Annotated in this window: 12 protein-coding genes; 5 read left to right on the plus strand and 7 right to left on the minus strand. The window is 71.3% G+C overall.

Going from position 1 to position 15246, the window contains the following annotated elements; translation table 11 throughout:
* Positions 1-4: 4 nt before the first annotated feature.
* From O9280_RS11715 to O9280_RS11745, 7 genes are all read right to left on the minus strand, one after another.
* Positions 5-508, minus strand: coding sequence for a hypothetical protein (locus O9280_RS11715; protein ID WP_298342778.1), 504 nt, complete (start codon positions 506-508; stop codon positions 5-7).
* Positions 509-532: 24 nt separating this feature from the next.
* Positions 533-1363, minus strand: a complete 831-nt coding sequence (gene queF, locus O9280_RS11720; protein ID WP_298342781.1) for an NADPH-dependent 7-cyano-7-deazaguanine reductase QueF — start codon at positions 1361-1363, stop codon at positions 533-535.
* Between the two features lie 41 nt (positions 1364-1404).
* Positions 1405-2775, minus strand: a complete 1371-nt coding sequence (locus tag O9280_RS11725) for a hypothetical protein (RefSeq protein WP_298342783.1) — start codon at positions 2773-2775, stop codon at positions 1405-1407.
* A complete protein-coding gene (zapE, locus tag O9280_RS11730) occupies positions 2772-3863 on the minus strand; it encodes a cell division protein ZapE (protein ID WP_298342786.1) in 1092 nt (363 codons plus the stop codon). Before zapE ends, O9280_RS11725 begins: the two co-directional genes overlap by 4 nt.
* Before the next feature lie 7 nt (positions 3864-3870).
* On the minus strand, positions 3871-4545 hold the full coding sequence (locus O9280_RS11735; protein WP_298342789.1) for an alpha/beta fold hydrolase: 675 nt from the start codon (positions 4543-4545) through the stop codon (positions 3871-3873).
* A 27-nt stretch (positions 4546-4572) separates the two neighbouring features.
* On the minus strand, positions 4573-6330 hold the full coding sequence (locus tag O9280_RS11740) for an ExeM/NucH family extracellular endonuclease (protein WP_298342791.1): 1758 nt from the start codon (positions 6328-6330) through the stop codon (positions 4573-4575).
* A gap of 64 nt (positions 6331-6394) precedes the next feature.
* A complete protein-coding gene (locus O9280_RS11745) occupies positions 6395-6913 on the minus strand; it encodes a c-type cytochrome (RefSeq protein WP_298342794.1) in 519 nt (172 codons plus the stop codon).
* Positions 6914-7005: 92 nt separating this feature from the next.
* Between O9280_RS11745 and O9280_RS11750 the strand changes: the two genes are divergently transcribed.
* The 5 genes from O9280_RS11750 (at position 7006) to O9280_RS11770 (ending at position 15226) form a co-directional block, all read left to right on the plus strand.
* The gene (locus O9280_RS11750) at positions 7006-8520 is read left to right on the plus strand and encodes a hypothetical protein (RefSeq protein ID WP_298342797.1); all 1515 of its coding nucleotides are present in this window, start codon (positions 7006-7008) and stop codon (positions 8518-8520) included.
* A 102-nt stretch (positions 8521-8622) separates the two neighbouring features.
* Positions 8623-9222, plus strand: a complete 600-nt coding sequence (locus O9280_RS11755; protein ID WP_298342800.1) for a TetR/AcrR family transcriptional regulator — start codon at positions 8623-8625, stop codon at positions 9220-9222.
* A gap of 3 nt (positions 9223-9225) precedes the next feature.
* Entirely contained in the window at positions 9226-10509 is a 1284-nt protein-coding gene (locus O9280_RS11760; RefSeq protein WP_298342803.1) for an efflux RND transporter periplasmic adaptor subunit, read from the plus strand.
* Between the two features lie 3 nt (positions 10510-10512).
* Entirely contained in the window at positions 10513-13785 is a 3273-nt protein-coding gene (locus O9280_RS11765) for a multidrug efflux RND transporter permease subunit (RefSeq protein WP_298342806.1), read from the plus strand.
* On the plus strand, positions 13778-15226 hold the full coding sequence (locus tag O9280_RS11770) for a TolC family protein (RefSeq protein WP_298342808.1): 1449 nt from the start codon (positions 13778-13780) through the stop codon (positions 15224-15226). Before O9280_RS11765 ends, O9280_RS11770 begins: the two co-directional genes overlap by 8 nt.
* Positions 15227-15246: the final 20 nt, after the last annotated feature.

Below are 15246 nucleotides of genomic sequence, written 5' to 3' on the forward strand. Positions count from 1 at the left end.
CGCCTCAGCGCACGTCGAAAACCCGCACGCCGGCACTCTCGCCGTCCACGCTCACTTCGACCTCGTAGCGGCCCGGCGCCCAGCCGCCTTCGGGCTGGCGGGTGAAGGTGTGCACGGCGGGGCCGCTGGCGGTGATCGCGCGCTCGTCGGCGTCGATCTCGGCGCCGCTGGCATCACGCCAGGCGATGGCGAGCATCGCGGCCTCGCTCTCGCCGACGGTGACGAGGCTGGCGTGCACGGCATCCGCCGGACGGACGCGATCCGTCGCCGCGGCGACGCGGCCGTCGGCATCCAAAACCACGCCGACCTCCAGCGCCACGGCTTCGAGGCTGCCCTGCGGCAGTTGCACGATCGGCTCGGCACCCGCGCCGCCCGCATCGGCGGCGGTCGACGGCGCTTGGGCGCCCGCGGCCGGCGCCGCGGGTTCACCACCGCAGCCGGCGAGCACCAAGGCCAAGGCGAATGCGATCGGGCGATTCACGAGCGGACGAACGCGGCGGCAGGGCATGGCGGGGCTCGGCGGGGGGAGCGGCTACTGCCGCGACAGGCGCAGATTGTCCGGCATCGCGGCGCCGGGCAAGGCCCGGAACGGATTGATGTCGAGACCGCCGCGACGGGTGAAGCGCGCGTACACCGAGAGCTTCACCGGGGCACAGCGCGCGCGCAGGTCGAGGAAGATGCGCTCGACGCAGGCCTCGTGGAAATCGCTGTGCGTGCGGAAGCTGACGAGGTAGCGCAGCAGCGCCGCGCGGTCGATGCGCGGGCCGGTGTAGGCGATCTGCAGGCTGGCCCAGTCGGGCTGGCCGGTGACCGGGCAGTTCGAGCGGAACAGGTGCGAGACCAGCGTCTCTTCCACCGTCTCCTGGGCGTCGGACTTCAGCAGCTCGGGCGCGGGCGGGCCGTAGTGCTCGATGGCGATGGCCACGCCGTCGATCAGCTCGCCGGGCAGCACGCTGACCGGGAAGGCCTGCGGCGAGGTCGGCGCGATCAGGCTCACCGACACGGATGCACCGGCAGCGGCGGAGAGGTCGGCGATCAGCGTCGCGCGCAAGGCGTCGGCGTTGGCGAGCCGCTCCTGCGCGAAGGAGTTCAGGTACAGCTTGAAACTCTTCGATTCGACGAGGTTCGGCGAGGTCGCCGGCACGCGGAACTCGGCCAGCGCCACCTGCGGCTTGCCGCGCAGGTCGAGCCACGAGAGTTCATACGCGTTCCACAGGTCGACGCCGACGAAGGGCAGCGCCTCGTCGAGGCCCAGCTTCGAGCGGGCCTCCGTGCGCGGGATCGGGAACAGCAGGCCGGCGTCATAGGACGACGGAAAGGCGACGCTCTGGCCGAGCGTCGAGGTTTCGGGGGTGTTGTTCATCGCCGCGGAGGATAGCGCCTGCGGGCGAAAAACCCGCTGAATCAGGCGCCGCCCTCGCGGTTCATCACGCGCCCGTGAGCGGCCGGCGCGAGAAGCAGCACGAAGGCCAACAGGCTGGCCACCACTAGCCACAGCAGGTAGCGGAAATCCGCAGCGGTCGCGAGCGGCACCAAGGGCGCGACCATCGCCAACCCCGAGGCCGACAACGCCGCGGCCGCGGCACGCCGGCGCCACGCGGCGGCAGCGAGCACGCCGACCGCGAGCAGCAGGTAGAGCCAGCCCATGAAGAAAGGCCCATCGACCCATCGGTGCCACGCGGCCACCAGCACCTCGCGCGGACGCGAAGGCGCCATCGTGAGCGGCGGGTTGTCCTTGAACGGCACGAGGTCGGGCATCAGCACCTGCGTGTCGGCGAGCTCGGCATTGCGAAAGCCGAACAGATAGCCCGACAGCCTCAGCCGATGCCGTGCCCAGGCCTGCGGTTCACGCAGCGGCAGCGTGAGCCAGGCCTCGCGCAGTGCGGCGAGGTCCTCGGCGCGCAGCGCGATTTCGTAGCTGAAATGGATGGTGCAGGTGGTGAAGCTCGGCACGTTCACGGCCGGATCGAATTCGCGCGCGAGATCGTCGACCGTCGCGCCCGGCTTCAGGAAGGGCGCGGGGATCGCCATGCGTCCAGTGTCGATCGACACCGCGGCGAGGTCCCACAGCGCCATGACCGGCCACACGGTGACGTGCCGGACGCTGCCGAGCCGGTCGGGCACTGCCGCGAGGCCGAGGAGCACGGGGAAGCTGAGCAGGGCGACCGCGACACGGGTCCGCGCAACGGCCCGCGTCGCCCCGTCCTGCGGCGCGGCAGGGTTCGAGGCCACCGGCACGCGGGCGATGCGCCACGCCAACCACGCCCACAGCGGCAGCACGCCGGTGAGGGCGTTGAAGCGGAAGGCCGTAGCCAGCGCCAGCATCAGCAGCGCCAGCCCGCGCCATCTCCACGCCGGGGCGGCCTGCTCGCGCAGCAGCGCGCCCACGGCCCACAGCAGCGCGCCGACCATCCACAGGTCCTTCCAGACCTGCGGCTGCAGCGCGAGGAAGGCCGGCCACAGGCCGATGCCGAGCAGCACGGCGACCCGCCAACGCGTGCGCATCGGCAGCGCGGTGGCGACGAAGGCCAGCCCACTCCAGACGAAGAGCAGTTGCAGGGCGAAGAAGCCTTGCGGATCGGGCAGCAGCGCGCGGCTCGCCTGCCAGAGCCGCACCATCACCGCGGGGTGCGTGGTATCGAGCTGGCCGGTGCGCGCCATCCACCACTGGTGCGCGGTGTCGAAGGTGAACCAGCCGGGCGCGAACAGCGTGAACAGCGCGGCCGCCGCGAGCGCCGCCACGCCCCAGGGCAGCCACGCCGCCGCGCGCCTCACGGCCGGTGCGCCCGCGCAAGGTACTCCTCGCTGCGCATTTCGACGAGACGCGACACCGTGCGTTCGAACTCGACGCGCAGCTTGAAGCCCTTGTACAGGCCCTGCGGCTGCGCGGCCGCGGTGGCGACGAGGTTGACGTTGCGGTCGTAGAGCTCGTCGACGAGGTGGATGAAGCGCCGCGGCGCGTCGGTGCTCTCGTCGCTGAAGGTCGGCACGCCGCTGAGCAGCAGGGTGTGGTGCTCGCTCGCGATCTCGATGTAGTCCGCCGCCGAGCGCGGGCCTTCGCACAGGGCTTCGAAATCGAACCAGGCCACGCCTTCGCCGAGCGCCTTCGCGGGGATGTCGCGGCCGTTCACCGACAGCGGGCAGGTCTGGCACACGCCGATACCATTGAGCACGCGGAAGTGCTCCGCGAGCTGCGCCTCGCCGGCGGCATCGATGGGCACGTGCCAGGTGTCGGCATGGGTGAACTGGCGCAGGCGGAAATCCGTCTCGCTGCCCAGCTTGTGCACCACGCAGTCCTTCTCGAGCAGGGCGATCGCCGGCAGGAAGCGCGCGCGCTGCAGGCCGTTGGCATACAGGCCCGGCGGCGCGATGTTCGATGTCGTCACGAGCGTGACGCCGCGGTCGAACAATTGCTCCAGCAATCGCGAGAGGATCATCGCGTCGGCGATGTCGTTGACGAAGAACTCGTCGAGCACCAGCAGCGGCGACATCGCGGCGTACTGCGCGGCGACCACGCTCAACGTGTCCGCGGTGTCGTGCAGCGCCGTCATGCGCGCGTGCACGTCCTGCATGAACCGGTGGTAGTGCAGGCGCTGCGGCTTCAGCTCGGCGCAGGCCTCCAGCAGCAGGTCGCACAGCAGGGTCTTGCCGCGGCCGACCCCGCCCCACAGGTACAGGCCGCGCACGCCGGCGTGGCCGGCCAGCCGGAATCCCAGCTTCTTCAGGAACCCGGCGCGCTGGCGTTCGAGCAGATCGACCGCGACGCGATCGAGTTCGACCAGCGCGGCGAGCTGGCCGGCGTCCTGCGTCCAGCGGCCTTCGGCCACGCCGTCCAGGTAGCGCTTCGAAGGCCGGCCCGGCATCGCGCGATCAGGCCGTGTGCTGCAGCGGCGGCAGGTTCTTGCGCACGCCGTTGCGGATGGCGCCGCGCAGATCGACGAGGCGGCCGTGGAAGAAGTGGCCGGCTTCGGCCATGCGCACGAGGGTCGGCGGGTTTTCGGCGGCGGCGGCCCAGTCGAACACCTTCTGCGGATCGACCACGTCGTCCTGCTCGCCCTGCACCACCAGCCACGGGCAGGTCGGCGGCGGCACGCCGGTGAAGTCGCGGAAGCCCACCGGCGGCGCGATGCACACCATCTGCTGGACGGGAAGCTGGCGCGCGGCGCGCAGGGCCACCCAGCTGCCGAAGGAGAAACCCGCCAGCCACAGCACGTCGCTGGGGCGCTGCGCCTGCAGCCACTGAGCCACCGCGAGGTAGTCGAGCGTTTCGCCGCGACCCTGGTCGTACACGCCTTCGGAATGGCCCACGCCGCGGAAATTGAAGCGCACCGAGGCGATGCCCGATTCAGCCAGCGCGCGCGCGATCGTCGTCACGACCTTGTTGTTCATCGTGCCGCCGTCGGGCGGGTGCGGATGGCCGATCACCGCGACGCCACGGCGCACGTCCTCGGCCTTCGGCAGCTCGACGGCGGCTTCGATCATGCCCGCCGGGCCCGCGAGGCGCAGGGAGCCGGAAACCGTCGGGAAGGTGGGCGTGGTGCTCATGCGTGACGGAGTCTAGCCGTGCCGACTTCAGCGCGCGGAAGCGGCGTCGAAGCCGAGCAGCAGCGGGTCGTGGTCGGAGCTGCGCCACGGGCTGGCCTCGTCGCGACCCAGCGCGCCGTCGTAGGCGAAGCCGATCGATTCGTCGCTGTTCACCGGCCACTTCGCCGCGCCGCGCAGCATCGCCGCCATCGACGGGCTGAGCATCGCGTGGTCGAGGCGCCCGGCCTGGCCGTCGAAGACAAAGCTGTGCGGAGTGTGGCCGTCCTCGGTGGCCATCGGTGCGTCGACCCAACCGCGCTCGCGCAGCACCCGGATCGGGTCTTCCATCGCGTAGGCGTTGTAGTCGCCGATGGCCACGACGCGGTCGCTGCCGCTGCCGGTGGGGTCGGTCGCCAGCCACGCGTGCATGGCTTCCGCGCTTTCCACGCGCTTGGCGTTGTAGCAGCCCTGGCCGTCGTCCTGGTCGCGGTCCGCACCCTGCGCGTCCTCGCAACCGCCCTTGCTCTTGAAGTGCACGCTGGCGACGGTGAACACCGGGCTGTCGCCAATGCGGAAGCTCTGCGCCAGCACCGGCCGGCTGCCGTACTCGAACGGGCCTTCGATGGCCAAGGCGGGCGCGCCCACGGCCTCGGCGCGATCGGCGCGATAGAGCAGGCCGACGGTGATCTGGTCAGTGCCGGGTCGGCCTTCGCTGGCCACCGGCGTCCAGCGCGCGCCGGGCTGCGCCGCGTTCAGCGCGTCGGCGAGCTCCTGCACCGCGGATTCCTGGCCGAAGCCGTCGTTCTCCAGTTCCTGCGCCGCGATGATCGCCGGGTCGAGCGCGGTGATCACGGTGACATGCTTCGCCAGCTGCCGCGCGTAGCCGTCGTAGTCCTTGGCGCCGCGCTCGGTCGGGAAGCCGCCGCCCTGGCCGTCGCCGTTGAAGAGGTTCAGCAGGTTCATGCCGGCGATGCGGATCGCGCCCTCGACGACCGGGGTGCCGGGTCGCGGTGCCTGCCGCACTTCACCGACCACCGCGTCGGCCTGCAGGCGGTAAGCGCCCCAGCGCTGGTCGAGCACGCCCTGCACGCCGATGAGCGTGCTGCCGGCACGCAGCGGCGCGTCGGTCGACAGCGGCGCCGACAGCCAGGCGATGGAACCGGGGTTCTCGGCGGTGCGGGCGTCGTCGAGCACCAGCAGGCGGCGGCGGTTGTCGGCGCGCTGTGCGATGGCGGCCTCGCCGGGCGCGGCGATCTCGGTCGGCGTGTAGAGCCGGCCGTCGAAAGCGAGGTCGACTTCGCCAAAGCGCAGCAGGGCGTCGTTGCCGGTGACGGTGAGCGGGGCCTCGACGCGCAGGCGCATGCCTTCGAAGGCTTCCCAATCGGCGGGCGGGGCCGTGAGGGCCTGCGGCTCGGGGAGCGGCACGGTGCCGAACACTTCGAGACGCGCATCGGCCAGCGTCGTCAGCGTGGCGCCGTCGCCGGATTCCGCGACCAGCCCTTCGGCAGCGACGTGTTGGCCGACCTCGAGCGCAGGCTGGCCCTCGGCCGGCATCACGAACAGGCCTTCGGCGGTCGCCGCGTCGGCATCGGCCTGCAGGCTCTGCACGAACGCGCCGTCGGCCATCAGCACGGTGACGACGCCTTCGATGCGCGCGCGCCGGCCTTCGTAGGCGCTGCGCTCGCCGCTGCCCTGCACGGCGGCGATGCCGTCCGTGGCGACGGGGGCCGGACGATCACCGCATCCGGCAGCAAGGAGGGCAAGGCCCAGGGCGAAGGCGAGCGGGGCGGGACGGAAACGCGTCATCGGAACTCCAGAGACGGCGACGCCGCCCGAAGGCGGCGTCGGAAACACACGGGATGGCGCGAGCTTACTGGTACTTGTTGACCATGTACTCGACGCTGGCGCGGACCTGTTCGTCGGTGAGGCGGGCGTTGCCGCCGCGCGCCGGCATGATGCCCGCCGCGCCCTGGAAGCCTTCGGTGGCGTGCTTCACCAGCGTGTCGAGACCCTGCGCGATGCGCGGCGCCCACGCCGCGGCCGTCGGGGCCGGGGCGCCGCCAGCGCCGTTGGCGTGGCAGGCCGAGCAGAGGTTCTGGTAGATCACGGCGCCATCCAGCGTGCCGCCGTAGGGTGCACCGCCGGCGGCCGCAGCTTCGGCAGCGGCCTTCGCGGCGGCAGCGGCAGCAGCGGCTCCGGTTTCACCCGCATACACTCCGCCCAGAGGCTGGATGCGCTCGATCGTGCGGGCTTCGGCGATCGGGTTGGGCTCGTGGGCCTTGCGGCCATTGAGGTAAAGGCCGATCAGGATCAGCACGACCATGATGCCGAACAGCACCGCGATGACCTGCGAGAAGTGCTTCAGGAAGACGAGATCGTGATTGCGCACGGGGATACCTGGTTGGGCTGGGCCGCCAATGGGACGCTGAAGTATATCGGCCCCATGCGCCGACGCGAAGCGCCGCGGCGCGGGGCGGCGGCATGACGTCGCGCTCGGACGGCCCGGGGCCCGGGGCGGCCACGCTGCTCCTGCTCGCCTATGTGCCCGCCTGGATGCTGCTGGACATGCTTTCGACCCCACTGGCCTTCTGGCCGGTGGCGCTGCGCTTCCTGCTGCTGTGGTTCCTGCCCTTGCGCTACTGGCCGGCGCTGGTGGCGGTGGACGCCGCAGGCGGGGTCGTGGCCCGGCATTTCCTGAGGGATGGTCCGCTGTTCGCCCTGGAAGCCTGGCTGGTGGCGCTGGCCCCGGTACTGGTATACGCCGCGATGATCCGCGCGCTGCGGGGCCCCGACTTCGCCGCGGCGCCGGACACGCCGGGCGGCATGGCACGGTTGCTGGCCGCTTGTGCCCTCTGCACCTTCGGCGTCGCGCCCTTGCTGGCCCTGCATGGCGGGGGCTTCGACGCCCTGCTCGCCTTCGGGTTCGGCGACCTCTTCGGCCTGCTCGTCGTGGTGCCGGCCGCGCTGACCTTGCGGGCCGACCCGACCGGCCTCTGGCGCTCGCGGCGGTGGGGCTTCGAGGGCGCCCTGGCCTTCGCCGTGACGCTGGGCGTGATGAGCCTCGCTAGGCAGCGGCCGGCGCTCGACGAGCACCTGCTGCTGATCGTGTTCCTGCCCGCCGTGGTGCTGGCGTTCCGGCACGGCTGGCGCGGTGCGGCCTGGTCGCTCGCCGGGCTCGGTGGCCTGCTGGCCCTGGGCTTCAGCGACCGGCCGGATCCGATGCGCCTGCAGGTCATGACGGCCGTGATCGGTGGCGCCGCGCTGCTGCTGGGCGCCGCGGCCACGCAGCTGCGCGAGCAGCGCGAGACCGTGGAGGCCCAGCATGCGGCGCTGCGGCTGGCCCTGCTGGAACAACGCGAGCTGGCCGGGCGGATCGTGGCGCTCGAGGACGAGGGGCAACGCCACGTCGCCGAATCGCTGCACGAGCAGGTGGCGCCGCCCCTGCAAGAGCTCCGGACCCTGCTGGCGATGGCCTGGCGTGGCAGCGGCGACGAGCGCGACGCGCGCATGCTGGAATCCCTGCGCGGCCACACCTGGCAGGTGCAGGACGGCCTCGAACGCGCCCTGCGCCGGCTCCAGCCGCCCTCGCTGGCCCGCGGTGACCTCCACGCCCTCCTGGCCCATGGGCCGCTGTGGGAATGGGCGCAGGAGCAGGGCGCCGCCTGGTCGGTGCAGCTCGGCGGGCCGGTGCAACGCCTGCCCGAACGCTGGAAAGGCGTCGTCTACCGGATCGCGCAGGCCGGCCTGGAGCACGGGTTGGCCCACGGGGCGCGGCAATGCCGGATCCACCTCGTGGCCACCGCCAACGCCGGCAGCCTCGACCTCGACCTCCAGCTCGATCTCGACCACCCGCCCGGCGCGTCGGCGCAGGGCCTCGGCATCGAAGCCATCCGCGATCGCACGCTGGCCGCCGGAGGCCGCTACCGGGCCGAACCGCGGCCCGAGGGCAGCCGGCACCGCGTGCACCTCGTCGATATCGCCATCGCGCCGGCCTGAGCCGGACTCACTGGCGTTGCGAATCCGCCACATCAGCGTTCCATAGACGGAACGTTGCCCTGACACATTTCTATACAAAACGTCCTGTAAAGTTGCGCCCCTATGACCCGCCCGCCCAAAGCCCGCCAGAAAGTGCTCGACGCCGCCCGCCGGATCGTCGAAACCCGCGGCGCCGGCCACCTCACCTTCGAAACGCTGGCTGAAGAGTCCGGCGTGACCCGCGGCGGCATCACCTACCACTTCCGGACCAAGGAAGACCTGCTCAAGGCCCTGATCGAATCCGATATCGCCGACTGGAACGCGGCCGCGGAGCAGCTGGGGGGCGACGCCGGCATGCCCTGCCCGAAGGCCTGCCGGATGATCGGCCACGTCCGCTCGTCGCTGGCCGACGAGGACGACGCCCACAAGCGCTTCGTCACCGGAATGCTCAGCGCCGCGATGGTCGACCCGCCGCTGCTCGACCCCGTCCGCACCCACCTCGCCGAGGAATTCGCCGATTGGCGCTGGGACGACGCCGACCTCGAGCGCTACCTGCTGCTGCTCGCCGCCGACGGCCTGTTCTGGAACCAGCTGTTCAACGTCAGCCCCCTGCCCCCGGCCGCGCGCCCGCGCCTGGCCGCCCTGATCGAAGCCAAGGTGCGCGCCTTCGCCGCCGACGCCCCGCCCCCACCCGAATCCCCGAATTCCTCTTCCGGAACCTGACCCATGGCCCCGACACCCCACGCCGCCTTCGCCCCTCGACCCGCGCTGGCGGGCCGCCTCGCTCTGGCCGGCGCACTGGCCCTCGCCCTTGCCGCCTGTGGTGGCGGCGGCGGTGGCATGCAGATGCCTCCCACCGAAGTGAACGTCGCGCCCGTGGTGGCGAAGTCGGTCGCGCAGTGGGATGAGTTCACCGGCCGCATCGAAGCCATCGAAAGCGCCGAGATCCGCCCGCGCGTCGGCGGCACCATCGTCGGCGTGCACTTCGACGAAGGCGGCCTCGTCCGCAAGGGCGACCTCCTGTTCACCATCGACGACCGCGAACACCGCGCCGCCGTCGCCAGCGCACGCGCCGACGTGGCCCGCGCCGACGCGCGTCGCGCCCTGGCCGCGACCGAGCTGAAGCGCAGCGAGACGCTGATCGCCGCCAAGGCCGTCAGCGCCGGCGAGCTCGAAAGCCGCCAGAACGAAGCGAAGCAGGCCGATGCCGACCTGCTCGCCGCGCAGGCGCGGCTCGAGACGGCCGAGTTGAACCTGTCGTTCACCCGCGTCACCGCGCCGATCGCCGGCCGCGTCGGCGTGGCCCGGATGCGCACCGGCAACCTCGTGTCGCCGGGCGAGCCGGTGCTCACCACCGTGGTGTCGCTGGATCCGGTGTACGTCAGCTTCCAGGGCGACGAACGCGCCTACCTGCGCTATCAGGACATGGCCCGCGAAGGCAGCCGCCCGAGCTCGCGCAACGCCGCCAACCCGGTGCGCGTGGGCCTCGCCAACGAGCAGGGCTTCCCGCACACCGGCCGCATGGTCTTCGTCGACAACGTCGTCGATCCGGCTACCGGCACCATCTTCGCGCGCGCCGAACTGCCGAACCCGGATGGCGTGTTCACCCCCGGCCTGTTCGCCCGCGTGCAGCTGCTCGGCTCCGGCCAGCGCGATGCGCTGCTCGTGCATCCGCAGGCCGTGCTCACCGACCAGGACCGCCGCTACGTCTACGTGGCCGACATGGTGACGCTGCCGCCGGAAATGGGCGGCACCGGCGAGCCGCACCTCGGCGCCGTGCGCAAGGACGTCGAGCTGGGCCCGACCATCGATGGCCTCGTGGTCGTCGAGAAAGGCCTCGACGCCGACGACAAGGTCGTCGTGAACGGCATGCGCAAGATCTTCTATCCGGGTGCCGCGATCGTGCCGGTCGAGGTGCCGATGGAGGCGCCGAACACCGTGGTCGCCGCGCCGGGCGCCGCCGATGCCGCCGGTGGCGCGACCACGGCCGACGACACGGCCGAGGGCTGAGCCATGGCCTCCGGACACACCGATCTTTCGCGCGTCTTCGTCGACCGCCCGATCCTCGCGGCGGTCCTCTCGATCGTCGTCTTCGTCGCCGGCCTGATCGCCATCCCCAACCTGCCGATCACCGAGTACCCGGAAGTCGCGCCGCCGACCATCCAGGTCACCGCGATCTACCCGGGCGCCAACCCGAAAACCATCGCCGACACCGTTGCCGCGCCGCTGGAGGAAACGATCAACGGCGTCGAGAACATGATCTACATGAAGTCGGCGGCGTCCTCGGACGGCACCCTCGTCCTGTCGATCACCTTCGGCCTCGGCACCGACGTCGACCTCGCCGCCGTGCAGGTGCAGAACCGCGTGGCGCAGGCCCTGCCGCGCCTGCCCGATTCGGTGCGCGCGCTCGGCGTCACCACCGCCAAGGTGTCGCCGAACATCACGATGGTCGTGCACCTGACCTCGCCGGACGGCCGCTACGACGGCCTGTACCTGTCGAACTTCGCCAACCTCAACGTCAAGGACGAGCTCGCCCGCCTGTCCGGCGTCGGCAACGCACAGGCCTTCGGCGCCGGCGTCTACGCGATGCGCGTCTGGATCGACCCCGACCAGGCGGCCGCCCGCGGGCTGACCGCGCTCGACATCGTCGGCGCGATCCGCGAACAGAACGTGCAGGTCTCGGCCGGCGCCATCGGCGCCTCGCCGCAGCCCACTGGCGCCTCGGTGCAGCTGCTGGTGAACGCCCGCGGCCGACTGGAGACGCCCGAGGAATTCGGCGCCATCGTGCTGAAGACCGGCACCGGCGGCGCCGTGACGCGCCTGCGTGACGTCGCCCGCGTCGAACTCGGCTCGAACACCTATGCGCTCAACAGCTACCTCAACAACGAGGAAGCCGCGGCCATCGTGATCTTCGAAGCGCCGGGCGCGAACTCGATCGCACTCTCCGACGCCGTGCGGGCGCGGATGGCCGAACTGAAGAAGGACTTCCCGGAGGGCGTCGACTACGCGATCGCCTACGACCCGACCGTGTTCGTGCGGGCGTCGGTCGACTCGGTGGTGAGCACCCTGCTCGAGGCCGTGCTGCTCGTCGTCCTCGTCGTGGTGGTGTTCCTGCAGACCTGGCGTGCGTCGATCATTCCGCTGCTGGCCGTGCCGGTCTCGATCGTCGGCACCTTCGCGGTGCTGCTCCTGCTCGGCTATTCCATCAACGTGCTGACACTGTTCGGCCTGGTGCTGGCCATCGGCATCGTGGTCGACGACGCCATCGTCGTGGTGGAAAACGTCGAGCGCCACATCGAAGAAGGCTTGACGCCGCTCGACGCCGCGCACAAGGCCATGAGCGAAGTCTCCGGCCCGATCGTCGCGATCTCGCTGGTGCTGGCGGCGGTGTTCGTACCGATCGCCTTCATCGACGGCGTGACCGGCCAGTTCTACCGCCAGTTCGCGGTGACCATCGCCGCCTCGGTGCTGATCTCGGCCTTCAACTCGCTGACCCTGAGCCCGGCGCTGGCCGCGGTGCTGCTGAAGCCGCACGGCGCGCCGAAAGATGCGCTGGCGCGCGGCATCGACCGCGTGGCGGGACGCTTTTTCGGCTGGTTCAACGCCCGCTTCAAGCACAGCTCGGACCGCTACGCGGGGCGCATCGGCGGCACCATCCGTCGCTCGACGCGCCTGCTGGTGCTGTACGCGGGCCTGGTCGGCGTGACCGTGCTCGGGTTCACGCAGATCCCGGGCGGCTTCATCCCGACGCAGGACAAGCAGTACCTGTTCGCCGGCGTGCAGCTGCCCGAGGGCGCCACGCTCGAGCGCACCGAAGCCGCGATGAAGCGCATGGGCGAGATCGCCTTGGCCACGCCGGGCGTGAAGGACGTGGTGCAGTTCCCCGGCCTCAACGCCATCCACTTCGTCAGCACGCCGAACGTCGGCGTGATGTTCATCGGCCTCGATGCGCCGGGCGACCTGCCCAAGCCGGCCGCGGCGATCGCTGGCGAGCTGACGGGCAAGTTCGGCGCCATCCAGGACGGCATGGCCTTCGCCTTCATGCCGCCGCCGGTGAACGGCTACGGCAACGCGGCCGGCGTCGAAGCCTACGTGCAGGACCGCCAGCGCGTCGGCTACGGCGAGCTCAACGCCGCCACGCAGGCGCTGACCGGCACGATCAGCCAGCAGCCCGGCTTCGGCCCCGGCTCCTCGTTCTCGTCCTTCCAGGCCAACGTGCCGCAGCTCGATGCCGTGGTCGACCGCGACAAGGTCAAGGAATCCGGCCTCGCACTCACCGATGTCTACGACTCGCTGCAGGTCTACCTCGGCAGCGCCTACGTCAATGACTTCAACCTGTTCGGTCGCACCTACTCGGTGTACGCGCAGGCGGATGCGCCCTTCCGCGACGAGGTCGGCGATGTCGCCCGCCTGCAGGTGCGCAACGCGCAGGGCGAGATGGTGCCGCTCGGCAGCGTGGTCGAACTGGTGCCGAGCTTCGGCCCCGACCCGGTGGTGCGCTACAACGGCTACCCGGCGGCGGACGTCAGCGCCAGTCCCTTCGATCCGGCTTCGGTGAGCAGCACGGACGCCGTGCGCATCGCCCGCGACACCGCCGGCCAGGTCCTGCCGCGCGGCATGGCGCTAGAGTTCACCGGCCTCACCTACCAGCAGGTGAACCAGGGCATCGCCCAGTACCTGGTGTTCCCGCTCTGCGTGCTGCTGGTGTACCTCGTGCTGGCGGCGCTCTACGAGAGCTGGTCGCTGCCGCTGGCGGTGATCCTGATCGTGCCGCTCTGCCTGCTGTCGGCGCTGGCCGGCATCTGGGTGCTGAACCAGATCAACGGCCTGTGGTTCGTGGCGCAGATCGTGACGGGGGCGATCAACCCGATGACGGCCGCACCGCCGACCATCATCGACATGAACGTGTTCACCCAGATCGGCCTCGTGGTGCTGATGGGCCTGGCCTGCAAGAACGCGATCCTGATCGTCGAGTTCGCGCGTGACCTGGAGCGCCAGGGCCGCGGCATCGTCGAAGCGGCCGTCGAGGCCTGCCGCCTGCGCTTGCGCCCGATCCTGATGACCAGCTTCGCCTTCATCGCCGGCGTGCTGCCGCTGGTGTTCGCGGGCGGTGCTGGCGCCGAGGTGCGCCACGTGATGGGCGTGACCGTGTTCTTCGGCATGCTCGGCGTGACCTTCTTCGGCCTGTTTTTCACCCCCGTGTTCTACGTGGTGATCCGTCGCATGGTGGAGAACCGCAAGGCGCGTCGCGCCGTCGCCCAGCTCGAGGAGTCCTCCCATGCCTAAGCTGCACGCACGAGGCCTCGCGCTGGCCATCACCGTCGCCCTGCTCGCCGGCTGCACGGTCGGCCCGCCGCACACGCGGCCGGACGTGAGCCTGCCCACCGAGTTCGACCAGGCGAGCAGCGAACAGACCGCCGCCGCCCCCGGCACCGCCGTCTGGCAGGCCTTCAACGATCCCGCCCTCGCGCGATTGATTGAACGCACGCTGGTGGCGAACACCACGATCGCGCAGGCCGAGGCGCGCCTCGCCGAAACCCGCGCGCTGTCCGGGCTCACGCGCTATTCGCTGTTTCCGACCGTCACCGCCGCCACCGACGCCGGCCGCAGCCGCGCCAGCAACCAGGATCCTTTCGTCCCGCCGGGCCTCGGCACCATCGAGACCTACCGCGCTGGCTTCGACGCCACGTGGGAGCTCGATCTGTTCGGTGGCCTGCGCAACCGCAGCCGCGCGATCCACACGCGCACCGCGGCGAACGCGGCCGAACTGCGCAGCGTGCGCATCAGCATGGTGGCCGAGACCGCACAGACCTACTTCGCCCTGCGCGGCGCGCAGCGTCGGCTGGCACTCGCGAAGGAGAACCTAGCGGCGGCCGACGAGGTGCTCGTCGTGATCGAGCTGCTGTTCGAGAACGGCCGCCAGAACGGCGTCGATTTCGCCCGCGCCCGCGCGCAGCGCAGCAGCCTCGCGGCCAACCTGCCGCAGCGCGAGGCCGAGCTCGTCGCGCAGGAGCAGCGCCTCGCCGTGCTCACCGCCCAGCCGGTGGCCGCCGTGCGCGAGCAGGTGGGCGACGCCCGCACCTTCCCGGAACTGCCGACGCTCGTGACCGCCGGCACGCCCGAGGCTTGGCTGCAGCGTCGTCCCGACATCATCGCGGCCGAGCGCCGCCTCGCCGCGGCGCGCAACGACGTGGGCGAGGAGATCGCGCAGTACTTCCCGAAGCTGTTCCTCGACGGTGCGTTCGGTTGGACCGGCCAGGTCGCGAACGTGCTCGGCGACCGCGATGCCGAACGCTGGCAGTGGGGTCCGTCGCTGACCTGGCGCTTCCTCGACTTCGGCCGCGTGCGGCAGAACGTCAAGGCGGCAGAGGCGCGTGCCGACGGCAGCGTGGCGGCGTACCGCGAGACGGTGCTCCGCGCGCTGGAGGAAACCGAGAACGCGCTCGCCGGCTACCGCGCCAGCAACCGTGCGGCGATCGAGCTCGGCAACGCCGCCGACGCGGCGAAAGAAGCCTCGCGGCTGTCGCGCCTGCGCTTCGAGGCCGGTGCCGACGACGCGCTCACCCTGCTGCAGACCGAGCAGACGCGCATCGACCTCGAGGACGCCGCGGTGCAGGCGCAGACCTCACGCACCACCGCGCTGGCCGCGCTGTACAAGGCCTTGGCGGGGGATTTCGCCGAGGCAGCGGCCCCGTCGGGGAGCGACCCGGGCGGGCACGCGCCCTGAGGCAAGGCGCGCGGACGTGG

The sequence above is a fragment of the Silanimonas sp. genome (genome assembly GCF_027531545.1).
Classification (GTDB): Bacteria; Pseudomonadota; Gammaproteobacteria; order Xanthomonadales; family Xanthomonadaceae; genus Silanimonas.

What these genes read in the sequence shown, in the direction of transcription:
- O9280_RS11715 (WP_298342778.1), bottom strand. Translation starts at nt 508, where the DNA reads ATGCCCTGCCGCCGCGTTCGTCCGCTCGTGAATCGCCCGATCGCATTC.
- queF (WP_298342781.1), bottom strand. Translation starts at nt 1,363, where the DNA reads ATGAACAACACCCCCGAAACCTCGACGCTCGGCCAGAGCGTCGCCTTT.
- zapE (WP_298342786.1), bottom strand. Translation starts at nt 3,863, where the DNA reads ATGCCGGGCCGGCCTTCGAAGCGCTACCTGGACGGCGTGGCCGAAGGC.
- O9280_RS11735 (WP_298342789.1), bottom strand. Translation starts at nt 4,545, where the DNA reads ATGAGCACCACGCCCACCTTCCCGACGGTTTCCGGCTCCCTGCGCCTC.
- O9280_RS11740 (WP_298342791.1), bottom strand. Translation starts at nt 6,330, where the DNA reads ATGACGCGTTTCCGTCCCGCCCCGCTCGCCTTCGCCCTGGGCCTTGCC.
- O9280_RS11750 (WP_298342797.1), top strand. Translation starts at nt 7,006, where the DNA reads ATGACGTCGCGCTCGGACGGCCCGGGGCCCGGGGCGGCCACGCTGCTC.
- O9280_RS11755 (WP_298342800.1), top strand. Translation starts at nt 8,623, where the DNA reads ATGACCCGCCCGCCCAAAGCCCGCCAGAAAGTGCTCGACGCCGCCCGC.
- O9280_RS11760 (WP_298342803.1), top strand. Translation starts at nt 9,226, where the DNA reads ATGGCCCCGACACCCCACGCCGCCTTCGCCCCTCGACCCGCGCTGGCG.
- O9280_RS11765 (WP_298342806.1), top strand. Translation starts at nt 10,513, where the DNA reads ATGGCCTCCGGACACACCGATCTTTCGCGCGTCTTCGTCGACCGCCCG.
- O9280_RS11770 (WP_298342808.1), top strand. Translation starts at nt 13,778, where the DNA reads ATGCCTAAGCTGCACGCACGAGGCCTCGCGCTGGCCATCACCGTCGCC.